This window comes from Nakamurella panacisegetis (genome assembly GCF_900104535.1).
Lineage (GTDB): Bacteria > Actinomycetota > Actinomycetes > Mycobacteriales > Nakamurellaceae > Nakamurella > Nakamurella panacisegetis.
Genome location: NZ_LT629710.1, coordinates 1,927,864 through 1,949,877, shown reverse-complemented (window position 1 = coordinate 1,949,877; position 22,014 = coordinate 1,927,864). Strand labels below are relative to the sequence as shown.

Below are 22,014 nucleotides of genomic sequence, written 5' to 3'. Positions count from 1 at the left end.
GTCCTCGTCTACCCACTCGGTCACATCGCCGACGTCACCCGGACGCGGCATCCCATTCATCCGGAAGGACAGCTTTCATGACGTTCACGGTTACCCACAGTGCTCGCTTCGCTGTGGCCACAACGCTCGACGACCTCGCGGTCGACCTGGACGGCAGCCTGGTGCGCCCAGGTGAACCCGGCTGGGACGAGGCCCGGTGTGCCTGGCACCTGGACGTCGACCAGCACCCGGCCGCCGTCGCGCAGGTCCGCACCGCGCGCGACGTGGTCGCGGTCGTCAACGCCGCCCGCCAGTGCCAGCTCCGGGTGGCGGCCCAATCGACCGGGCACAATGCGGCCCCGCTGGGCGATCTCGCCGGGACCGTGCTGGTGCGCACCGGCCTGATGCGAGACGTCGAGATCGATCCGGTCACCCGGGTCGCCCGGGTCCAGGCCGGAGCGTGGTGGATGGACGTCACCAACGCCGCCGCCGAGCACGGCCTGGCCGCACTGGCCGGCTCCTCCCCCGACGTCGGCGTCGCCGGATACACCCTCGGCGGTGGCCTGAGCTGGCTGGCCCGCTCCCACGGTCTGGCCGCCAACAGCGTGTTGGCCCTGGAGGTGGTGACCGCGGACGGCGTTCACCGCCGAGTCGACGCCCAGCACGACCCGGACCTGTTCTGGGCCCTGCGCGGTGGCGGCGGCAGCTTCGGCGTCATGACGGCGCTGGAACTGCAGCTGTTCCCGATCAGCGAGGTCTACGCCGGCGTGCTGTTCTTCCCGGCCGAGCGGGCCACCGAGGTCCTGCAGGCGTGGCGGGCGTGGCTGCCCACCGTGCCCGACACCGTGACGTCGGTCGGTCGCATCCTCAAGTTCCCGCCGCTGCCCGACCTGCCGCCCCACCTGGCCGGCCGCTCGTTCGTCGTGGTCGAGGCGGCCTGCCAACTGGAACCGGGCACGGCGGACCAGCTGTTGGCCCCGCTGCGGGATCTGGGGCCCGAACTCGACACGTTCCGGCCGACCCCGGTCACCGAACTGTCCCAGCTGCACATGGATCCGCCCGGGCCGGTCCCGGGAGTCGGCGACGGCATGTTGTTGCACGGGTTGGACGCCGGCCTGATCGAAGCGTTCGTCGCCGTGTCCGAGACAACTGGACCGGCCCTGCTGTCGATGGAGTTGCGGCAACTGGGAGGCGCCATCCACCGGGGCTCGCCGACCGGAGGCGCGGTGGCGGCCCTGGACGCGGACGTCGCCCTGTTCGCCGTCGGCATCACGCCGACCCCAGAGATCACCGCAGCCGTGCACGCGGCGATCACCGCCGTGCGCTACCGCATGGCGCCGTGGTCGAAGGGCCGCAGCTACCTGAACTTCGCCGAGGAGCGGAAGTCGGGCGATGCGCTGTTCGGTCCGGAGATCCACGCCCGGCTCCGCGAGATCAAGTCGACCTACGACCCGGCCGACCTCATCCGCGCCAACCAGCCCGTCACGCCGGCCGGGCGTTGACATTCCTTTCTTCCCAACCGTTTTCCAGAGAGGTCACCATGTCCACCCTCCATTCCACCCGCCGGTTGCTCCTGGCCACCGCGGCGGCGTTGTTCGGCGCCGCCGTCGGCGCATTGGCCGCCATCACGACACCGGGCAACGGGGCCATCGGCGGTCCACCCCGCTGATCTGCATCCGCAGGCGGCGGCGCCGAACCGGCCGGTCGCGGTCCGACCTCACGGGCGGACCGGCCCGGTTGACGCCGCCGCGGCGTCGCCGCGCACCGGGCGCAGCGACGCCAACAGAAGCCAGGCGGCGATCAGGAAGAGTGCGATGATCACCGGCTCGGCCAGATCGGTCCGCACCGCACCGGGCACGCCGGCCGCCACCTGGAACGGCATCGCCACCAGGTACCCGACCTGATGGACGAGGCCCGAGACCAGCACGACCGCCGCGATCACATGGCCCCACGGCGCTCGCCGCCACAGCAGCACCGCGCCGGTCGCGTACGCCGGCACCAACAGCGAGAGGTCGAGGGCATACCCCAGGTGGACCATGGCATCGGTCTCCACCAGCGAGCTGCTGACCGGCGCCGCGCCGGTCAGGGCGAACCGCAGCGACGAGACCGCCCACATCGCGCCCAACCCGAGAGCCAACAGGCCCAGCAGCACGCTGGTCCACCGCACCGGGGCGGCCGGGCGCAACCGGACCCGGACGCGGGCCACATCCAGGCGGACCAGCGCCAGAATCAACGCCACCGTCGACGCCGACAAGACACCGACGTGCACCAGGAACAAGGCGTTGAACGTGCACCCGAACACGTAGATGGAATAGGTGTACACGGCCGCCGCCAACAGACCGACCCACACCAACTCGGCCGTCAGTGAGCCCCGTCGAACACCGATCAGGGAACCGATCAGGCCGGGAACCACCAAGACCGCCGTGACCAGGTCGAAGCCTCGCAGCATCGAAACCATCGCCGTCGGGTCGTGGTACGTCGCCGGCGACACCAGCCCGGTGACCGAGGCCACCGCCATCAACCCGGCGGCCACCGCCGACAGCACGAGCGCACCCCGATGCCCGCGGCCGGTCGCCGCGGCCGGTCGCCCCTTCCACACCGGCGAATCGGCGACGAAGGTCATCTGTCTCATCTCCTCCAGGCGAACCCGGGCGGAGGCGCCGGCGGCACCAGGGACCCGCCCGATCTCACGCTAGGAATCGAGACCGAAACGGCACCAGAGCCTTAAGTCCCCATCGGGCGAATCGTTGCGATGCCGGGTCCGGCGATGGGGCCGGTCTCCCCGCGGACCGAACCGCTGGCCACGCTCCCGTCGATCGCCGGACGGTGGAACGGATGGCGGTCCGGCGTCGTCCAAACCGTCATCAGCGCGATCCGCCCAACGATTGCCATCGGCTTCACCGGACCTCACACCAGGAAGGCGAATCTCATGAACGCACGCGCATCCCAGCCCAGGACTCCTCCGGTGAAGCGGACCCTGCGGGTATTCCTCACGGTGGTGGCGATCATCGCAACCATGATGGGTGTCGGCACGGTGCCGGCCTCCGCCGCCGTGACACCCCAGGCCACGGCGGCCAATTGTGGCTGGTACATCCAGCAGACCGGTGTCAACAGCCCGTACTACTACAAGATCAGCAGCACCGGACTGCCGAACGTGACCGGCACGTCGACCGCCCCCGCCCGGGTGTTCCTCAAGGTCTCCTTCATGCACCCGCCCAGCCAGGTCTATCGCACCGGCCTGTTCTACACGGACGTGGTCGCCGGGCGCTGGAGCACCAGTTGGACCTCGGTGATGTACCAGACGGCCGGGTGGACGTCAGTGCAGGATGCCGACGGCGAGAGTGGCTACATCGGTGCGGAATTCACGTCCCTGGACACATTCGTGTTGCTCCAGCTCAACTGGTACGACAGCGCGGGCACGGCCGTGACCAACCACTACGACCAATGGGCGTATTCGCCGAACAGCTCGCAGAACCACAATGTGTGCAATGCCGGGGCGAACTTCGCCTGACCGCGGGACAGCCCGCCCCCAGGCTCGTGATTGCCATCAGGCATAGTGATCAGGTAACCTGATCACTATGCCTGATGATGTTGACGCCCTGGCGGTCGCCGACGCGGTGCTGACCAGCGTTGGCGTGCTGGTGCGGCGGGTCCGCCAACTACCCACCGACGACGACCTGACGACGCCGGAGCGTTCCGCGCTCAAGAGGCTGGCCGACGCCGGCTTGTCGACGTCGGCCGAGATGGCGCGGGCGGCCCAGATCAGCCCCCAGTCGATGAACACGACCGTGGCCGCCCTGACGCGGCGGGGGTTGGTGCGCCGGGACAGCGACCCCGCGGACGGGCGGCGGGTGATGCTGTCGATCACTCCGGCTGGACAGATCTTGTTGCAGGGCAAGCGAAACACCCGTAGCCGACAACTGGCCGACGTGCTGACCGAGGGCTTCACCGCGACCGAGATGAAGCGGCTGCTGGCCGCCGCGCCCCTGATCGAACGTCTGGCCCGCGACCTCTGATCGCGGCGGGCCACACCACCTGGTCGTTCGGGCACGACCGAAAACGACGAAGACACGGAGACCCGGATGAATCTGGCGCGCGCAAAACAGGGGGCCGAGAAGACCGGCCGCGGCGAGAAGGACCGCTACAAGTGGACAGCGTTGACGAACACCACGGCCGCGGTGTTCATGTCCGCACTGGACGGGTCCATCGTGCTGATCGCCCTGCCGTCGATCTTCAACGGCATCCACCTGGATCCGTTGGCGGAGGGCAACATCGCCTACCTCCTGTGGATGATCATGGGCTACCGGTTGGTGCAGGCGGTGCTCGTCGCCACGGTCGGTCGGCTGGGTGACATGTTCGGCCGGGTCCGCATCTACAACGGCGGGTTCGCGGTCTTCACGATCGCGTCGATCCTGCTGTCGTTCGACCCGTTCGACGGGACCCACGCGGCGATGTGGCTGATCGGCTGGCGGTTCGTGCAGGCCGCCGGAGGTTCGATGCTGCAGGCCAACTCCGCCGCCATCCTGACCGACGCCTTCCCGGCGGATCAGCGCGGGTTCGCGCTCGGGATCAATCAGGTGGCCGGGCTGGCCGGGCAATTCATCGGCTTGCTGGCCGGTGGTCTGCTGGCGGCTTTGGACTGGCGGGCCGTGTTCTGGGTCAACGTGCCGGTCGGGGTGTTCTTCACCATCTGGGCCTACCGCACCCTGCGCGACAACGGCCACCGGCAACCAGGACGTATCGACTGGTGGGGCAACATCACCTTCGCCGTCGGGCTGAGCGCGATCCTGGTCGCCACCACCTACGGCTTGCAGTCCTACGGCGGCCACACGATGGGCTGGACCAGCCCGACGGTGCTCGTACTGATCGGGGGCGGCCTCGCCCTGCTGGTGGCCTTCGTGATGATCGAGAGCCGGGTCACCGCACCGATGATCCAGCTCAGTCTGTTCCGCATCCGGGCCTTCACGGCCGGCAACATCGCCGGGCTGCTCGTCTCCATCGGGCGCGGTGGCCTGCAGTTCATCCTCATCATCTGGCTGCAGGGCATCTGGCTACCCCTGCACGGCTACGACTACAACGACACTCCCCTGTTGGCCGGGATCTTCCTGCTGCCCCTCACCGCCGGGTTCCTCGTGGCCGGCCCGTTGTCCGGGTACCTGTCCGACCGGATCGGGTCGCGCAGCCTGGCCACCGCCGGCGCGGTGCTGTTCGGGGTCAGCTTCCTCGGCCTGATGCTGATACCGACCGACTTCTCCTACTGGGTCTTCGCCGTCCTGATCGCCGTGAACGGGATCGCCTCCGGCATGTTCGCGTCGCCGAACTCGTCCTCGATCATGAGCAGCGTGCCGGCCCACCAGCGCGGGATCGCCTCCGGGATGCGCGCCACGTTCCAGAACACCGGCACCGCCGCGTCGATCGCCGTCTTCTTCTCCCTGATGATCGCCGGACTGGCCAGCAACCTGCCGCACACCCTCACCGCCGGCCTGCAACAGCAGGGGGTTCCGGCCCCTACCGCGGCCCAGGTCGGTTCGCTCCCTCCGGTCTCATCGCTGTTCGCCGCTCAGCTGGGTGTCAACCCGATCCAGCACCTGCTGCAGCCCTCTGGCGTGCTGTCCACCCTCACCTCCTCGCAGCAGCAGACCCTCACCGGCCGGGAGTTCTTCCCCGGCCTCATTTCCGGACCATTCCATTCCGGGCTCCTGGTCGTGTTCGCCTTCGCCGCCGTCCTGGCCCTGCTGGCCGCCGTCGCGTCACTGCTCCGCGGTGCCCGGCCGGTCACCGGCGACCGGCCGGATCGAGCCGTCGCGCGCTCCGACTGAACTCACGAGACTCCCCGCCGCGCAACCGTTCGCAGTTGACGCTTCCATTGTTCCGACCCACCCACCACCGAAAGGCAACCCATGCCCGTCACCACCATCGACCCCACCCCCGCGTTGGTCGTCATCGATCTGCAGCGCGGGATCGTCGAGACCGGCAAGAACGATGCGGTCGCCACCGTCGTCCAGAATTCGGCTGCACTGGCCGCGCAGTTCCGCCGTCACGGACTGCCGGTGATCCTGGTCAACGTCACCGGACGGCCACCCGGGCGCACTGCGACCGGCGGCTCCGGGACCAGGTTCGATCTGCCGGCCCGCTGGACGGAGCTGGTCGACGAGCTCGACGTGCAACCCGGTGATCACCTGATCTCGAAGCGGCGCCGGAGTGCCTTCCACGACACCGGTCTCGACACGGTGCTGCGGGATCTCGGCGTCACCCAGGTCGTGCTGGCCGGCATCGCCACCAGCTCCGGGGTCGAGTCCACCGCGCGGTCGGCCTCCGACCACGGCTACCACGTCGTGCTGGCCACCGACGCGATGACGGACTTCGACGACGCGGCCCACCGCCACAGTGTCGAGCGCGTCTTCCCCAAGTTGGGCGAAACCGCCACCAGCGGCGAGATTCTCGAGACGCTGCGCTCGACCCGCTGATCGCCCGCGCCGGGCCGCGCGTCAAAAGGGTTGTGCACCAACGACGGCCAGCAGGGCCAGCTGCTCACTCGCGGCCGATCGGGGGGCGGCGGTGAGCGTCAGCAGGGTCTGCGCACCATCCTCGGTGAACAGGGCCTGGCAATCCAGTTCGAGGGGGCCCAGTTGCGGGTGGATCAGCACCTTGTGATCTTCGAAGCGCCGGGCCACCTCGTGCCGGTCCCACAGCGCGGCGAACTGCGGGCTCCGGTTCTGCAGGACGCGCACGATCTCGGCCGCGCGAGATCGTGGGCCCATCTGGCCGTAGGCCACTCGCAGATTCGCCACGACGGCGCGGCTCTGCCGCTCGTGGTCGGCCGCCGGGTAGACCTCGCGCGCGGCCGGGTCGGTGAACCAGCGGTACACGTCGTAGCGGTCCAGCCCGGTACGAGCCGTGTGGTCGCCGAACAGGGCGATTGCCATGTCGTTCGCGACCAGGGTCTCCAGCAACGGACTCAGGATCAGCGCCGGGGTGTCGTGCAGACGGTCGAGAACGCGCAGGAGTCCGGGGGCGACGTGGGCGCTCTCCAGAGCCCGGTCGGGCGCGGCGTGGCCGGCCACCCGGTACAGGTAGTCGCGTTCGTCGTTGGTCAACCGCATCGCGCGGGCGATGGCGCCCAGCATCGAGATGCTCGGCTGCGGCCCGCGGCCCTGTTCCAGCCGGGTGTAGTAGTTGACCGACATGCCGACCTGAGCCGCGACCTCCTCGCGTCGCATCCCGACGACGCGCCGTCGGGAGCCGGTCACCAGGCCTACGTCCTCCGGGCGGAGGGCCTCACGTCGGCGGCGCAGGAACTCGGCCAGTTCGGTTGCACGCATGACCCCATGATCGGCGTCGATTCCCGGGATCACCAGGTGATTGCCGATCCCCCTCTGGACAGACCCATTTCAACCACCGGCCGATCCGCGCATCGTGGGCGACATGAACATCACCAACAACACCGTCTTCATCCCCGGCGCGACCAGCGGTATCGGTCTGGCGCTGGCCGCCCGCCTACAGGCCAAGGGCAACACCGTGATCATCGGTGGCCGCCGCACGGCGCTGCTCGACCGACTCGCCACCGAGTACGGCTTCGGAACGGTGCAGATCGACACCGCCGACCCCGACCGCATCGCCTCGGCGTCGGTCGAGGTCGTCGATCGCTATCCGGACCTGAACATGGTCATCGCGATGGCCGGGATCATGGAACCCGAGGACTGGCACCGCCGCGAGGGCTTCCTGGACATCGCCGAGCGCACCGTCACCACCAACCTGCTCGGGCCCATCCGGCTCTTCGCCGGCCTGATCGACCACCTGCGCCGCCGGCCCGCGGCCACCATCGTCACCGTCTCCTCTGGCCTGGCGTTCGTGCCGCTGGCCCAGACACCGACCTACAACGCCACCAAAGCCGCGATCCACATGCTGTCCGAGGGCATCCGACTGCAGTTGGCCGACACCAACATCGAGGTGATCGAGATCGTGCCGCCGGCCGTGCGCACCACCTTGATGAACCTGCAGGAGAGCGAAGACGCCATGCCGCTGGACGACTTCGCCGACGAGACCATCCGTCTGCTCGAGGCACAGGAGAATCCCGGGGAGATCCTGGTCGACAACGTCAAGTTCCTGCGCCACGCCGCCGAGCGCGGCGACTACGACCAGGTGGTCCGTGTGCTCAACGGCCGCCACTGAGTCACTCCGCAGCGCTTCTCCGGGGCCAGGTCGTCTTCTCTCGTTGAGGCGGGTGTCGTTTCCAGGACGATAGGGACTTTCAGCCTCCCGGGCTGGGTCCTTCGCCTCCTCCGGATCCGCGCCGTCCGCCGCAGGGTCGTAGTGGCCAAAACCCTGCATTCCGGTGGCCACCGGGGTTGGCCCCCGGGATCGCCGCTCTCACGAGAGGCGGCGCCAGATCAGCTCGAGGCCCGGATGAATGCGATCCGCAGCCGTTGGCCGACCGTCGGCCTGGCGGTCGGCGTGGTACGGGACGGGCAGGTGGAGCCCCTCCACGGCCAGGGATTCGCGAACATCGAGGCCAGGTCGGCAGTCACCCAGAACACGGTCTTCGGATCGCGTCCATCTCGAAGACGTTCACGGCGATCGCCGTGATGCAGCTGTGGGAGAAAGGATGGCTGGACCTGGACCGGCCAATGACTACCTGAGCGCCTACCGCTTGGTGCTCGCCGACCCGAACTGGCGACCGGCCACCGTGCGGCAGCTGTTGACCCACACCGCTGGGATACCCGAGTGGGTGCATCCGTGGCGCATGGTCAGCAGTGGCTAGTTCGGCGAGAGCTTCGCCCGCGGAAAGCCGGTCCCTACGCCGGCGCAGTACTACCACGGAGCTCTCCGGCTGGCGGCCGAACCGGGGACGATCTGCACCTACAGCGATCACGGGTTTGCCACCCTCGGCCAGATCGTCGAGCACGTCAGTGGTCAGCCGCTCGCCGACTACCTTCGCAAGAACGTCTTCGTGCCCCTGGCCATGGAGGACACCGATCTTCTGCGCGCGGAACGGTTCCGGGCGCGCCTCGCGACCGGCTACCGGCTCGATCCAGGGGCGCTGTGGCAGTGAGCGATCGAGAGTGGGTGACGGCGGCCGCATCCTCGATCTACTCCACCGCAAAGGACATGAGCCGGTACGTCGCCGCCCTGGTCAACCGCGGGGCGGGCGAGCGTGGCGCGATCCTGGAACCGGAATCGCTCGTCATGATGTTCACCGCCCAGTACCAGCCCGATCCCCGTATCCCGGGCCTGGGTCTGTCCTTCTTCCGGGTCGACATGGGTGGGCACGCCGTCGCCGAACACCAAGGTGTGCTTCCAGGGTTCAATTCGCAGATCTTTGTCGCGCCCGACGATCGCGCGAGGGTGGTGGCCTTCACGAACGGGTCCAGGAACGCAGCGACGTGGCTGACGGCCGAAACGGGGCAACTGCTCGGCGATCTGATCGATGTCCCGCCGGCGGCCGTTCGCACGGATGTGCCGCATCGGCCCGAGATCTGGCGTGGTCTGTGCGGCCCGTACCGGCCCCGGGCTCAGCCGACCGATATGCAGGCGTGGTCCTTGCTCGGAGCCGGGGTGGTGGTACTCGTCCGGCATGGCCGATTGATGCTGCGGACCCTGAGCCCACTTCCCGGTTTGTATCGAGGTCTCGTTCTGCACCCGGATGAGGACACCGACCCGTACGTCTTCCGGGTCGATCTCTCCCGGTACGGCATGGCAGCGGCCAGCGTGGTGTTCGGCCGGAACCCGGCCGGGGAGGTCACCGCAATCCACTTCGATGGACTACCGCTCAGCGCAAGGAAGCGTTCTGTGGCAAGCCGACATCGGCACTCAGGTCGACCCGGACGCCGGTACTCGCCGCCGGCAGCCGGACCTGATGGCCGTGAGCGGGCAGCGATGAGCTAGTTGTACTGCCCGGGGACGTTGGTTGAACTCGTGTGACGACACGATCTGACGGTTGTTGATCGGGAAGACCTCCGGGCGTGGAGTGGAGCTGTCTAGAAACCGCCCCACGACACCGGAGGTCTTCGTGTCCCACGTTAATGCTGCACTGACCCCTCGCGCACGTCTGAAGATCGGCCGGCTCATCGTCGAGGAGGGGTGGTCGGTGGCCCGGGCCGCCGAACGGTTTGACGTGTCCTGGCCCACGGCCAACCGCTGGGCCCAGCGGTACCGGGAATGCGGCCCGGCCGGCATGACCGATCGTTCGTCCCTCCGCACCACCAACCGACGAAAACACCTCAACCCACCGTCCGCAAGATCGTGCACCTGCGGTGGAAGCAACGCCTGGGCCCAGTGGCCATCGCCGACAAGGTCGGTGTCGCCGCCTCCACCGTCCACGCCGTGCTCACCCGCTGCCGACTCAACCGGCTCTCACATGTGGACCGGGCCACCGGCGAACCGATCCGACGCTACGAACACGACCACCCCGGATCGATGCTGCACGTCGACGTCAAGAAGCTGGGCAACGTCCCCGACGGCGGCGGCTGGCGATACGTCGGCCGTCAACAAGGGAACAAGAATCGCTCTGACACCTCGGGCAAGGCCGGCAACTCCCACCACAACCCAAAGATGGGGACGGCGTTCGTGCACACCGTGATCGACGACTGTTCCCGCGTCGCCTACGCCGAGATCCACGACGACGAAACCGCTCTCACCGCGGTGGCCGTGCTGCGCAACGCGGTTGCCTGGTTCGCTGCCCGCGGTGTCACCACCGAGCGGGTCCTGTCCGACAACGGCAGCTGCTACAAAAGTCACCTCTGGCGCGACACCTGCGCCGAACTGGGGATCGTCCACAAAAGGACCCGCCCCTACCGGCCGCAGACCAACGGCAAAATCGAGCGGTTCCACCGCACCCTGGCCCAAGGCTGGGCATTTCGCCGGTTCTACAATTCCGAAACAGTCCGGCGCAAAGCCCTACCGGCCTGGCTCCACGAGTACAACCACCACCGGCCCCACACCGCAATCGGCAAGATCCCTCCCATCAGCCGCTTGACCAACGTCCCCGGGCAGTACAGCTAGGGTGCGGGCGAATCTCGCCACCGGGTACATGCTGCGGTCCCGGGCTCCGGCCCGTCAGGCCCGCGCGACGTGCGGGCGGTGGGCGGCGGGGCCGCGTACTCCACGACCGCGGACATGGCGCGCTACGTGGCGGCTCTGCTCAACCGCGGTTCCAACCGACACGGCACGGGCCTGACGCCGAACACCGTGACGACGATGTTCGAGCCCCATTTCCAGCCCGATCCGCGGGTGCCGGATATGGGGCTGGGCTTCCTCCTCGGCGCCGAGGACGGCCATCGCGCCGTCGGCCACGACGGCATCGTGTCCGGCTTCCTGGCCCAGATGATCATGGCGCCGGACGACCGGGTCGGGGTCGTGGTGCTCGGCAACACCGGTGGCCTCGACGGCCGCGGCGCGCCGGATCCACTGGGGGTGGCCCTGCTGCGTCGCCTGCTCGATCTGCCGGACGACCCGATCCGCACCGATCTTCCGACGCATCCGGAGGTCTGGAGCCGGATCTGCGGTTGGTAGAGCCCGGACCCCGGGCCGGTCACGAACCTGTTCACCCGGCTGTTCCTGGGCGCCGGAGCGGAGGTCAGCGTCCGCGGCGGCCGCCTGCTGCTGCGTCTGCTGACGCCGATCCCCGCGATGCGGCGCGGGTTGCCCTTGCACCCGATGATGCCGACGACCCCATTCGTCTTCCGAGTCGACTTCACCAGCCTCGGCAAGGGCACGATGCGGGTGGTGTTCGGTGGGTTCGAACCGCGGGCCGACGCACCCCGGCTGCTGCTCGACACGATGTCGTTCGGCAAACGGCCCGATGTCCGCAATCCCCGACCCTGGGTCGACGGAGGGCTGTGCGTCGGTTTCGGCGCGGCGGCCCTGGCGGTCGGTCACCGGCGACGCCAACCCCCGGGCGCCTGATCCGGTCGCTCACGGAACACATGGGAGGGCGACCGTCAGGATCGCCTTACTGTTGTGGCGCTGCTGGTGACGGGCGACAGTGCCCCGTGATCGACGTCTGTGGTTGCAACCACAGACACGAGACGTCGTCGACGTCGGCGAAATGGAGGGTTTGAGGCAGCCAACGTGTGATGCTTCGGAAGTGAGCGAGAGCGATGAGACGCCCCGGCGATTGGCCAAAGGCGCGAACGTTGGTTTGCGAGAGTTGGACGCCGAGCTGGGCTCGGTCACTGTCGTCCTGGAGTCAGGTGGTGCTGAAGGTAGACCCGTGGCTGCGGACGTAAGCGTCCTGCTGCTTGGCGAGAGCGGCAAAGTCAGAAGCGATGACGACCTTGTCTTCTACAACCAGCCCGTGGCGCTCGGAGGGGCTGTTCATCTCCGGGAGAAGGTCCGCTCCGAGGCCGACGAACCCGCGGACGCGAACGACGGAATCTCTGCCGACGTCGTCACCCTTGAACTGGACAATGTTCCGGATGACATCCGGAGCATAGTCTTGGCCGCCAGTCTGGACCCTCTCTCCGAGGTTACTTTCGGGGATGCCACAGTCTTGTCGCTCCGCTTGCAGCGGACAGCGGACGCTCACGATCTCCTGAGCTTCCCGATCGAGGGTGCCAGCACGGAGACCGCCCTGCTGTTCGGGGAGTTCTATCGCCGGAACGGCGATTGGCGCGTCAGGGCGGTTGGGCAGGGGTACGACGGCGGGTTGGCCGCCTTGCTCTGCGCGCATGGGATCGAGGTAGAAGAACAAGTCACAGCAACGAGTGTCGAGGCTGTCCCCGAGCCGCCGGAAGCATTGCCCGACGAGATCGACCAGTCCACCCGCGAGTCGCTTGAAGAGGCCGCCTCGGATGAAGCACGACCGATCGCGAAGCGGATTTCGGTCCGTCGACCGATCAGGGCCCCACGCATGCCGGCCGACTGGGGCGCGACGATTCCGACCGAAGATGGGACCGACTGGCAGCAGGCCCGCCTGTTTCCCGTGGCTGGTATCGGAAGTGGTGAGGAACAGGAGCGCCGGGCGACGTCGGCCCTCCTTGCTGTCATGACTCTCGTCAAGGAGTTCGGTCGTGTCCTGATATCCCGTTGCGGCGCCCCTGCCGGTACGCTTGAGACCTTCATCGAGGTGCCATTCGGACACGATGAAGAGGCGTACCGCCCCGACGGAGTCATCAGGGTGAGGCGCGGCCAGCGAACCTGGCAAGCCCTTGTCGAGGTCAAGACCGGCGTCGGAAAGTTGAGGCTCGAGCAGGTCGACAGCTACGTCGACATCGCTCGCGACAAGGGGTACGACGCGGTCGTCACGATCAGCAATGAGTTGAGCGGGTCGGATGAGAGCCCGGTCGCCATCGACCGGCGCAAACTCCGAAAAGTGAAGCTGGCGCATCTGTCTTGGGACCAGATACGCACCGACGCCCTCCTCCTGCTCAAGAATCGGGGGGTGGCCGATCCCACTCAACGTCGTGTTCTGGAAGAATTCGTCCGGTATATGAAGCATCCACGGGCGGGACTTCCGGGCTTCAACGACATGGGACCTCGGTGGGTCGGGGTACGTGACGCGGTGAAGGCCAAGACTCTTCGCAGCGGTGACAAGAACACCGTGGAGGTCAGCAATCGGTTCGACCAGCTGATCCAGCGAGTGGCCTTCGAACTCTCGGTCCTGCTGGGGGTCCAAGTCCAGGCGCTCCCGCCGCGCAACGCGGCCGACGCAGCCACGCGGTGCCAGCAATTGGCCGACTCGGGTCTGCTGTTCGGCACCTTGCGCGTGCCCGGAGCGGTCGACCTCATCGTCGTCAGTGCCGATCTGCGGGCCGAGCGGGTTGGGTGCTCGATCCAGATAGATGCGCCCCGAGAGGGACGGCCAACGACACGTGTGAAATGGCTCCTCCGACAACTTCCGGACGAGTCGCGTGACAGTCTCAGAATCGAAGCCGCATTGGCCGGCGGCCGGGGAGCCTCGACGGCCCAACTCATGGGAGCTCTGAGGAAGAACCCCGACAGCCTCCTGCCGGCGGATGGCCGCGACATACGCGGATTCAAAGTGGTCATGGAGGCACAAATCGGATCCAAACGAGCGGCCGCTCCGGGCGGATTCATCAAGTCCGTGCAAGACATAGCCAACGTGTTCTATGCCGAAGTTGTCCAAAACCTGCACCCATGGAGTGCCAAGCCACCGCGGCTGGTCACCGAGCCCGACTGAAGGCGCCGTGGGCAGCTCGGCGTCCTGGCGATCATCCGACCGTCCCGGGAATGGGATGGTGGTCCGATGAGTGACACGACGAACGGGACGGACGGCGCCAGGTGGTCCCGTCCGGTCCCGCTGATCGGTGACCGGACCTCGGCTGCCCAGCGAGCCGAGGATCCCACCGGGTGGGCGTTCCCCGAGCACGCCCGGGATGCCGTGTACGAGGTGATCCGGGCCCGGCGGGATGTGCGCCGGTTCCGGCCCGATCCCGTTCCCCAGGACGTGCTGGATCGGGTCCTGGCCGCCGGGCACGCGGCACCGTCGGTCGGGCATTCCCAGCCGTGGCGCTTCATCGTCATCCGCGACGCCGAGACCCGGGAGCGGGCAGCGGTTCTCGCCGATCGGGAACGTCTGGTCCAGGCGGCCGCCTTCGACGACAGTTCCGGTCGTCAGTTGCTGGATCTGCACCTGGAAGGTATCCGGGCGGCGCCGCTGGGTGTCGTCATCGCCTGTGACCGCCGGAGCCCGGCGGCCGGAGTGCTGGGCCGCGCCACCTTCCCGGATGCGGACCTGTGGTCGTGCGCCTGCGCGATCGAGAACATCTGGTTGGCGGCCCGCGCCGAAGGCCTTGGCCTGGGCTGGGTGACCCTGTTCGAACCGGCCGATCTTGCCGGTCTGCTGCACCTGCCCGACGGCGTGGTCACGCTCGGCTGGTTGTGCCTGGGCTGGCCCGACGAGCGACCACCCACCCCAGGACTGGAACGAGCCGGATGGTCGAAGAAGTCACCGCTGTCGGACGTGGTCCTGCAGGAACGGTGGCCAACCGAGCCGGGCCGCACTCCGGGACCGCCGCGTTCGCACCTCCGAGCCCCGAATCAGCAGGCCGTGGTGGCTGCTCGTGACCACTCCGACGCCTTGCTCACCCCACCGGGCTCGCTGGGCGTCCTGGATCGAGCCCTCGACCGGCTGACCGCGCTCCGCCGGCCCGATCTGGGGGCCGCGACGTTGGTCCTGGTCGGCGCCGATCACCCGGTGGCGGCTTTCGGGGTGTCGGCCTATCCGCGGACGGTGACCCGCCAAGTGATGACCGCGGCCGTGGCTGGAGAAGCGGCCGGGACCGCCGCGGCCCGCAGTACCGGTATGCAGATCGTTCTCGTCGACGCCGGCATCGACGGACTGCCGCTGCCCGGCCCGGTGCCGGCCCGCCCACTGCACCCGGTCGGTGACCTGGTCACCACCGACGCCCTGCACCCGCTGGACGTGCGGCGGCTGATCGACCTCGGCCGCGGCGTGGGTGAGGAGGCCACCCGCAGCGGGGCCGTCGCGCTGGGCGAGGTCGGCATCGGCAACACCACCGTCGCCGCCGCGCTGACCGCCGTGCTGCTGGGCCTGGAGGCGGCCGACGTCGTCGGACTCGGCGCCGGCGCCGACACCGACATGCTGCGCCGCAAGGAGCTCCTGATCGGCCGGAGCCTGACCCGCGCCCGCACCGTCCACGGCGACGGGCTGTCCGATCCGATGACCGCCCTGGCGGCCCTGGGCGGCCCCGAATTCGCGGTCCTGACCGGTGTCGTACTCGGCGCCGCAGGCAGCGGGGTCCCGGTGATCCTGGACGGCCTGGCCACCTCGGTCGCCGCGCTGCTCGCGGTCAGGATGCATCCGGCCGTCGCGGCCCACCTGATCGCCGGGCACCGCAGCCGCGAAGCCGCACACCGCGCGGTGCTGCACGAACTGGGTCAGGAACCGTTGCTGGACCTACGGATCCGCGCCGGCGAAGGAACTGGAGCGTGTCTGGCCACGGGACTGCTCAAGGCCGCCCTGGCGACCCGGGCCGGTACCGGCCGCACCGCGACTCGCGGACGAACCGGGCCGGGCTGACTCCACCCGGACCTCTGTCCTCGCTGGTAGGTCGGGCCCAACGGGACGCGCGTGCGCTAACGGGAGGAGAACCGGACCGCTCCGAGGAATTCCTCGACCATCGCGGTCAGCTCATCGGGTCGTTCGAGGAAGAGGAAGTGGCCGGCATCCTCGATGATTCGCAGCGTGCTGGTCGGAACGAGGTCGGCGAGCTCCTGTCCGGCGTCCATCGGGATGAGCCGGTCCTGCGCCCCATGGATGACGAATGTCGGGCAGGTGATGTCCGGGAGGACGTCGCGGGCATCGCTGCGATCCATGGCCGCGGCCTGCTGCCGCAGGAAGCCGTCGGGTCCGACGGTTGATGCCATCGAACGCCAGGCCTGCAACAGGTTCGGGTCCGATTCGTTGCGTTCGGCCACCAGCCCGGGGAAGGCGGCATCGACGAGCTTGCCGAAGTGACCCTGTTCAACCAGTTGGGACTGCCTGCGGCGAGCGGCGAGCTGTTCGTCGGAATCGGCCCGCGCGGAGGTGCTGACCAGAGCCAGCCCGGCGACCCGCCCCGGAGCCTGGCGCATCACTTCCAGGGCGACGTACCCGCCCATGCTGGTCCCGAGAAGGGCGAACCGGGCCGGACCGTCCCGAAGGATCCGGGTGGCCATCCCGGCAATCGTCTCGTCGTGCAGCGTGTCGGCCACGACCACCGAACCGTGGGACCACACGGTGTCCAGGATCGGCGCATACACCTTCGGGGAGCACAGCAGAGGCGGGATGAGGATCGTTTCCATAGTCCGGCAGTGTTCCTCAACCCACCGACATCAGGACGGAGCCCGTGCGAGCTCCCGCAGCCGTGAGCCCTCGACCCAGGTGCTCAGTGCGACCCCTCGGACAGCAGTTCACGGCTTGCGCGGCCACCCGGGCCGAGTGGGTTGGACAGCACACGACGCTTGGCCATGCGTCCGGAGAACCGGTATCCGGCGACCATCACGACGATGACGACGACGGTCTCGATCGTCCCCCACACCCAGGTCGAGGGCGTGACCACCTTGGCCGGGATCCTCGGCAGCTGGCCGATGGCCGCGGTGGCCTGCTGCGCGACGGCCGCCTGGAACGCCTGGTTCCGGGCCGAGCCGTGCAGGAAGGGCGCCACGAACAGCACCGCCAGCCCGAGCAGCACCTCGACCGCCACCACCAGTGGGAACTGCCGGGCCAGGATGATGCGGAGGGGTCTCTCGTCCCCGGCGACGCGCAGCGCCTCGATCCGGGGGTGCAGCCAGAACTGGTTGACCACGCCGAGCAACAGCACCACACCGAAGATCAGGATCTTCACCCCGAGCACCCGCCCGTACATGGTCGTGAACAGCTGGGAGGGTCCGTCGACGTGCCCCCAGTACAGGAACAGCCCGGACAGCACGAGCGCCCCGACGCACGTCATCGCGGCGATCGAGAACCGGCGGATCGCCGGTGCCCAGAACTCGCCGCGTTCGGCCGGTCGGACAGCGCCGGGCAGGGCCAGCAGAAGCAACCCGGCCACACCGCCGATCCACACGGCGCCTCCGATCAGGTGCAACATCCAGACCAGGGTGTCGAAGGCGGTGCGCCCCCAGTTCGTCGGCGTCTTGGACGGGAACTTCGTGGCGCCCAGGGCAATCACCCCGGCCGTCAGGCTGAGGCCGAGAAGCCACGTCGGTCTGGGCCGCGCGGCGAAGCGGCGGACCGTGAACGGCAGCATCAGGGCCGCCCCGACCACCGAGAAGGTCACCTCGAGGCCGGACAACCGGCCCGAGTTGGTGCCGTCGAACAACGTGTCCCACGCGGCGCCGTAGTCGAAACCGCCCGCCTTCGACGCGCCACGGGCCAGGTCGGTCAGCACCGCCAGGACCGCCAGCAGCCCGAGCACGACGGCGACACGGGCCGGCCGGACGGTGACGCGGCCCCAGGTCTCCGCGCCGATCCGCCGGGCCGCGGGGCCGGTCGACACCAGCATCAGCGCCACCAGTCCGACGAACCCCATCAGGGTCGCCCACATGGCAAAGGCAACCGCGCTGTCCGCGAACGAACCCAACGGCGTCGACGGGGCCGGTACGGCGGACAGCAGGGTCCCATCGATGTGGGGACTGGGAACGGACATCGCTGACCCGCTTTCGGTGTGATCACTCCTGGGAAATGACGGCTTAGATTAGGCACACCTAACTATCGAGGTCAATGTGATGAACTCAACCCGTTGGCGTTGAACCAAACGCAGCCAAAAGCGTTGTCCAGCCTGCGCTATGACGCCGACTGAAGCTCAACTTGGGCCCTCCGCCCAGGACGGGAGCCGGTGCTCTGACCTGAGGATGACCAATCTCTTCGGCCGGATACCCACCCGGTCCAGCCGGTCGACCCGGGCGCCTCGCCGTACCCGATCCCTCGACGTCTTGACGCATACCGATATCGGCATATGATGAGCCGCATGGCGAGAGCAGCGACGACATCGGACGTCTTCAACGCGATCGCCGAGCCGCAGCGCCGGGACATCCTGGTGCTGCTGCGGGCCGGCGAGCGACCCGTGACCGAACTGGCCCAACAATTGGGCATGTCCCAACCGGGGGCATCCAAGCACCTGCGGGTGCTGCGGGAGGTCGGGCTGGTGCGCGACCGCAAAGCCGGCAAGCAGCGCCTGTACGGGCTCGACGCGCGCGGACTGCGCGGCGTCCACGAGTGGACCGGCGGATTCGAACGGTTCTTCAACGAGAGTTTCGACCGGCTCGACGCATACGTGCAGAACCTCATGCAGACACAACAGGAGGAGTGAGGAATGGCAACAACGGAGCAGGACACGGCCACCCAATCGCCGACCGCCGAGCGCGAGATCGTGGTCACCCGGATCATCAGCGCTCCGCGGGAGCTGGTGTTCGAAGCGTTCACCGAAGTCCGGCATCTGTCGCAGTGGTGGGGGCCCGATGGGTTCACCACCACCACGCGAGCCTTCGAGTTCCGCGTCGGCGGGGACTGGGACTTCGTCATGCACGGACCGGACGGGACGGAATACCAGGAATGGATCTCCTGGACCGAGATCACCCCGCCAGAGCGGATCACGTTGCGCCACGGCGAATCCCAGGACGATCCGAACGCCTTCGAATCGGTCGTGACGTTCGCCCCCGACGGCCCGGCAACCCGGATCCAGTTGCACACGGTCTTTCCCACCAAGGCGCTCCGCGACGAGGCGGTCGAGAAGTACCACGCGGTCGAAGGTGGTCGGCAGACACTGAACAACCTCGCGGCCTACGTCAGCGAGGTCCTGCAGAAGACAGAGGCGCGCTGATGGCCGGCCGGGTCTTCTTCAGCGTGTCCATGTCGCTGGACGGGTTCATCGCCCCCGCGTCGATCGGGGAGTTGATGGGCCGGCAGTGGATGGAACTGCAGCGATGGGTCTTCCCCACCCGGTTCTTCCGGGAGAACCTGACCATGGGCGCGGGCGGCGAGGAAGGGCGCGACAACGACATCGCGCAACAGACGCATCTGCGCACCGGCGCGAACGTGATGGGCAAGCGCATGTTCGACGCCGGTGAGCAGATGTGGCCGGAGAATGCGCCGTTCCACACGCCGGTCTTCGTCCTGACCCACGAGAAGCGTGACCCGTGGGAGCGACTGGGGGGCACCACCTTCCACTTCGTCAACTCGGGGATCGAGTCCGCGCTCGACCAGGCCCGCCAGGCCGCCGGCGACCGGGACGTCCGCATCTCCGGCGGCGGGGCCACGATCCTTCAGTACCTGAACGCCGGCCTCATCGACGAGTTCACGATCGCCCTCTCCCCCGTCCTCTTCGGCTCCGGAATCCGCCTGTTCGAGGAGGTGGACGCGAGTCGCGTGGCCCTGGAGCAGGTCCACGCAGAATCGACGCCGCGGGTGACCCATCTGACCTACGCCGTCCGGGAGCGGTGACTCAGAGGTCGGTGGTTGCCTGGTCGCGCAGGTACTCGCGCAGATAGGGCAAGGCGAAGTCGACGTACCCGCGGCGGGTCGAGTAGATGAGCTCGGCCGCGATCAGACGCAACCGGTACTGGCTCGCGTAGTTGACGTCGACGGCGAGCCTCCGCTGGATGTCGGCCATCTTGGACGGGCCGTCGTCGTGGGCCATCGCCAGGAGGAACCTCTTGTCGATGTCGGAGGCGGCGCTCAGCGCCGGTTCGTGGATCAACGCCCCCAGCCGGAGTCGCGCCCTGGCCACGCCCTCGGCCGCGTCGACGGTGGTGATCTCCTCCTGGCCCGGGTGCAGCCGCCAGGTCTGCGCCCCCACCAGCTGCAGCAGGAAGGGGTAGCCGTTCGTACCGTCGACCATGATCTGCAACGCTTCGGCGCCGATGTGGCGGCCGGCCGCCTCGATGGGCTCGCGGAAGCCACGCTCCACCTCCGTGCGCGGAACGGACCCGAGTGAATGCCGTTCGGCCCGCCGCAGGAAGGTCAGCACGTCGTCGTTGACGACGTCGGCGACACTGGCGGCCAGGCCGGCCCCGGCGAAGGCGAGCTCGCGCCCTTCCCGGAAGGCGTGCTGCACCGTGGTAGCGATCTCGCGCAGCTCGGCCAGCTGGTTCTGGTGGATCTCGTCCAGGGTGATCAGAACGCCCGTGCCGTGCTCGGACAGCAGGTCGGTGAGCACCTCGAGCTGGTTGCGTAGCCCGACCTGCACCACGTGCCGCTCCACCGTGTCCCAGTCGACCCGGCCGATGTTCAGTGGCGCCGTCATCCCCTTCAGCCGCCGCTGCACCGCCTCCGGGTCGAACTCGCGCAATAGCTTCGGCAGGTGCTGCTGCGTCATCCGGTCGACGAAACCCGCGGTTGCGGTCTCGCTGACCACCAACCACCCGAGCGCACGGGCGCGGTCCTCGACCGCGTTGAGCATCACGGTCTTGCCCGCGCCTCGGGCACCGGTGTACAGCGACGCGCGGCCGGACGACCCGGGCCCGTCCTCGAGCGCTTCGACGAAGTCCTCCAGGACCGACTCGCGGCCGACCAGCAACGGCGGGCTCACCCCGAAACTGGCGTGGAACGGGTTCGGCATCCGCCCACGATAGCAGCCCGGATTTAGAGTCGATTAGACTCATTAGAGTCACTTAGACACCGGTCACCGCTCCCACTGCCTCTACCCGCGCGAGCTCATCTCAGGTGCCGGGCGAAGAACCGGTTCCCATCTTCCCCCTCGAACGCCGGGACGCGGGTGTGCCCACCCATGTTGGCATGCAACGTCTTCTCGGTGGTGCCGAACGCATCGAACAGGTCCAGCGCCATCTGCCGGTCGTTGTCCTCGTCGTCCCACTGGAGCAGGACCAGCAGCGGGATCCTGACCCGCGGGGCCTCCTCGAACAGGGAGCGGGGCACGTAGCTCCCGGCGAACAGAACGGCCGCCGCGATGCGCGGCTCGACCACCGCCAGCCGGATGCCGATGGAGATGATCCCGCCCGCATAGCCGACCGGGCCATCGATCTCGGGGCGCCCGAGCAGGTCGTCCAGGACGGCCCGCCATTCCGGGACGGCCGCGTCGACCAGGGGAAGGACGAGCCGGTCGATCAGCTCCCCGTCGATCCGCTGGCCGGCCGCCAGCGTCCGGTGCAGGTCGGTGCGGGCCTGCTCGGCGGCCGCGGAACGGGGCCGGTCACCACTTCCGGGCAGCTCGATGGTGGCGCAGGCGTACCCGGCCGCGGTGGAGCGACGAGCCCGCTCGAGCAGCCGGGGGTGCATCCTCGGCAGCCCGCCAGGATGCCCCAGCAGGATCAACGGGACCGGGGAGGACGCCGACGCCGATGCGGGCGTCCACAGGATGCCGGGGATCTCACCGAGGACGAAGCGACGTTCGAGAATGTCGCCGTCGAGGTGTTGTTCAGAGGTGCACTGCATGGTCGTGCCTTTCGGGAGGGCCTTCGGATGGCGCTCCCGGGCGACCTACCGCCCGACCGAGACCCCGCAGAGGAGCGCCCATGTCGACAGTGCGTTCACGGGTACCACCTCCTCGCTCTCCCACAGAAGTCTCGCTGGGCAAGGTAGCAGCGCACGGTCGGCCCGGCCAACCGATTTCCGGC

Annotated in this window: 21 protein-coding genes and 3 pseudogenes; 18 read left to right on the top strand and 6 right to left on the bottom strand. The window is 68.5% G+C overall.

The annotated features are described in order from the left end of the window. Positions 1 to 77 precede the first annotated feature (77 nt). Positions 78 to 1,481: an FAD-binding oxidoreductase gene (locus tag BLS97_RS08520; RefSeq protein WP_090475605.1), complete on the top strand. Its 1,404-nt coding sequence runs from the start codon at positions 78 to 80 to the stop codon at positions 1,479 to 1,481. A gap of 38 nt (positions 1,482 to 1,519) precedes the next feature. Next, a complete protein-coding gene (locus BLS97_RS24185; RefSeq protein ID WP_269457496.1) occupies positions 1,520 to 1,648 on the top strand; it encodes a hypothetical protein in 129 nt (42 codons plus the stop codon). 48 nt (positions 1,649 to 1,696) lie between these two features. Here the strand turns inward: BLS97_RS24185 and BLS97_RS08515 are convergent, their stop codons facing one another. Next, positions 1,697 to 2,611: a hypothetical protein gene (locus tag BLS97_RS08515; protein ID WP_090475604.1), complete on the bottom strand. Its 915-nt coding sequence runs from the start codon at positions 2,609 to 2,611 to the stop codon at positions 1,697 to 1,699. 297 nt (positions 2,612 to 2,908) lie between these two features. Between BLS97_RS08515 and BLS97_RS08510 the strand changes: the two genes are divergently transcribed. The 4 genes from BLS97_RS08510 (at position 2,909) to BLS97_RS08495 (ending at position 6,446) form a co-directional block, all read left to right on the top strand. After that, entirely contained in the window at positions 2,909 to 3,490 is a 582-nt protein-coding gene (locus tag BLS97_RS08510) for a hypothetical protein (protein ID WP_157695307.1), read from the top strand. Between the two features lie 67 nt (positions 3,491 to 3,557). Next, positions 3,558 to 3,995, top strand: a complete 438-nt coding sequence (locus BLS97_RS08505; RefSeq protein WP_090475602.1) for a MarR family winged helix-turn-helix transcriptional regulator — start codon at positions 3,558 to 3,560, stop codon at positions 3,993 to 3,995. Between the two features lie 66 nt (positions 3,996 to 4,061). Next, the gene (locus BLS97_RS08500) at positions 4,062 to 5,798 is read left to right on the top strand and encodes an MFS transporter (RefSeq protein WP_090475601.1); all 1,737 of its coding nucleotides are present in this window, start codon (positions 4,062 to 4,064) and stop codon (positions 5,796 to 5,798) included. Between the two features lie 81 nt (positions 5,799 to 5,879). Further along, positions 5,880 to 6,446: an isochorismatase family cysteine hydrolase gene (locus tag BLS97_RS08495; RefSeq protein ID WP_090475600.1), complete on the top strand. Its 567-nt coding sequence runs from the start codon at positions 5,880 to 5,882 to the stop codon at positions 6,444 to 6,446. A gap of 21 nt (positions 6,447 to 6,467) precedes the next feature. On the opposite strand, the gene BLS97_RS08490 is transcribed toward BLS97_RS08495, so the two are convergent. Beyond that, the gene (locus tag BLS97_RS08490) at positions 6,468 to 7,301 is read right to left on the bottom strand and encodes a helix-turn-helix transcriptional regulator (RefSeq protein WP_090481696.1); all 834 of its coding nucleotides are present in this window, start codon (positions 7,299 to 7,301) and stop codon (positions 6,468 to 6,470) included. Between the two features lie 103 nt (positions 7,302 to 7,404). Between BLS97_RS08490 and BLS97_RS08485 the strand changes: the two genes are divergently transcribed. The 9 genes and pseudogenes from BLS97_RS08485 to bluB all read left to right on the top strand — a co-directional run bounded on the left by BLS97_RS08485 (position 7,405) and on the right by bluB (position 15,982). Continuing rightward, positions 7,405 to 8,151 (top strand): SDR family oxidoreductase, encoded by a 747-nt coding sequence (locus BLS97_RS08485; RefSeq protein ID WP_090475599.1) that lies wholly within the window; start codon positions 7,405 to 7,407, stop codon positions 8,149 to 8,151. Between the two features lie 176 nt (positions 8,152 to 8,327). Further along, the gene (locus BLS97_RS24470) at positions 8,328 to 8,618 is read left to right on the top strand and encodes a serine hydrolase (protein ID WP_407938033.1); all 291 of its coding nucleotides are present in this window, start codon (positions 8,328 to 8,330) and stop codon (positions 8,616 to 8,618) included. Further along, positions 8,585 to 8,740 (top strand): serine hydrolase, encoded by a 156-nt coding sequence (locus tag BLS97_RS23425; protein ID WP_197676675.1) that lies wholly within the window; start codon positions 8,585 to 8,587, stop codon positions 8,738 to 8,740. The genes BLS97_RS24470 and BLS97_RS23425 overlap by 34 nt, the downstream gene beginning before the upstream one ends. A 69-nt stretch (positions 8,741 to 8,809) precedes the next feature. After that, positions 8,810 to 9,864: pseudogene (locus BLS97_RS08480) on the top strand (serine hydrolase domain-containing protein). A 124-nt stretch (positions 9,865 to 9,988) separates the two neighbouring features. After that, positions 9,989 to 10,980: pseudogene (locus tag BLS97_RS08475) on the top strand (IS481 family transposase). Positions 10,981 to 11,010: 30 nt separating this feature from the next. Further along, positions 11,011 to 11,490: pseudogene (locus BLS97_RS08470) on the top strand (serine hydrolase domain-containing protein); the annotation flags it as partial. A gap of 147 nt (positions 11,491 to 11,637) precedes the next feature. Next, positions 11,638 to 11,883, top strand: a complete 246-nt coding sequence (locus tag BLS97_RS08465; protein ID WP_157695306.1) for a hypothetical protein — start codon at positions 11,638 to 11,640, stop codon at positions 11,881 to 11,883. A 181-nt stretch (positions 11,884 to 12,064) separates the two neighbouring features. Beyond that, a complete protein-coding gene (locus BLS97_RS08460; protein WP_157695305.1) occupies positions 12,065 to 14,119 on the top strand; it encodes a TerD family protein in 2,055 nt (684 codons plus the stop codon). A gap of 66 nt (positions 14,120 to 14,185) precedes the next feature. Further along, positions 14,186 to 15,982: a 5,6-dimethylbenzimidazole synthase gene (bluB, locus tag BLS97_RS08455; protein ID WP_090475595.1), complete on the top strand. Its 1,797-nt coding sequence runs from the start codon at positions 14,186 to 14,188 to the stop codon at positions 15,980 to 15,982. 56 nt (positions 15,983 to 16,038) lie between these two features. On the opposite strand, the gene BLS97_RS08450 is transcribed toward bluB, so the two are convergent. Together BLS97_RS08450 and BLS97_RS08445 are read right to left on the bottom strand one after the other, a co-directional pair. Continuing rightward, positions 16,039 to 16,746: an alpha/beta fold hydrolase gene (locus BLS97_RS08450; RefSeq protein ID WP_090475594.1), complete on the bottom strand. Its 708-nt coding sequence runs from the start codon at positions 16,744 to 16,746 to the stop codon at positions 16,039 to 16,041. 83 nt (positions 16,747 to 16,829) lie between these two features. Further along, a complete protein-coding gene (locus tag BLS97_RS08445; RefSeq protein WP_197676473.1) occupies positions 16,830 to 18,089 on the bottom strand; it encodes a copper resistance D family protein in 1,260 nt (419 codons plus the stop codon). Between the two features lie 321 nt (positions 18,090 to 18,410). Between BLS97_RS08445 and BLS97_RS08440 the strand changes: the two genes are divergently transcribed. Genes BLS97_RS08440 through BLS97_RS08430 form a run of 3 tightly spaced genes read left to right on the top strand, consistent with a single transcriptional unit; the run spans position 18,411 to position 19,882 of the window. Further along, positions 18,411 to 18,752 (top strand): ArsR/SmtB family transcription factor, encoded by a 342-nt coding sequence (locus BLS97_RS08440; protein ID WP_090475593.1) that lies wholly within the window; start codon positions 18,411 to 18,413, stop codon positions 18,750 to 18,752. 3 nt (positions 18,753 to 18,755) lie between these two features. Then, a complete protein-coding gene (locus BLS97_RS08435; RefSeq protein ID WP_090475592.1) occupies positions 18,756 to 19,262 on the top strand; it encodes an SRPBCC family protein in 507 nt (168 codons plus the stop codon). Beyond that, positions 19,262 to 19,882, top strand: a complete 621-nt coding sequence (locus tag BLS97_RS08430) for a dihydrofolate reductase family protein (protein ID WP_090475591.1) — start codon at positions 19,262 to 19,264, stop codon at positions 19,880 to 19,882. The genes BLS97_RS08435 and BLS97_RS08430 overlap by 1 nt, the downstream gene beginning before the upstream one ends. Position 19,883: 1 nt before the next feature. On the opposite strand, the gene BLS97_RS08425 is transcribed toward BLS97_RS08430, so the two are convergent. Together BLS97_RS08425 and BLS97_RS08420 are read right to left on the bottom strand one after the other, a co-directional pair. Continuing rightward, on the bottom strand, positions 19,884 to 20,999 hold the full coding sequence (locus tag BLS97_RS08425; protein WP_090475590.1) for an ATP-binding protein: 1,116 nt from the start codon (positions 20,997 to 20,999) through the stop codon (positions 19,884 to 19,886). A gap of 95 nt (positions 21,000 to 21,094) precedes the next feature. Continuing rightward, positions 21,095 to 21,832 carry a dienelactone hydrolase family protein gene (locus tag BLS97_RS08420; protein ID WP_090475589.1) on the bottom strand — a complete coding sequence of 246 codons (738 nt, stop codon included), beginning with the start codon at positions 21,830 to 21,832 and terminating at the stop codon, positions 21,095 to 21,097. Between the last annotated feature and the right edge of the window lie 182 nt (positions 21,833 to 22,014).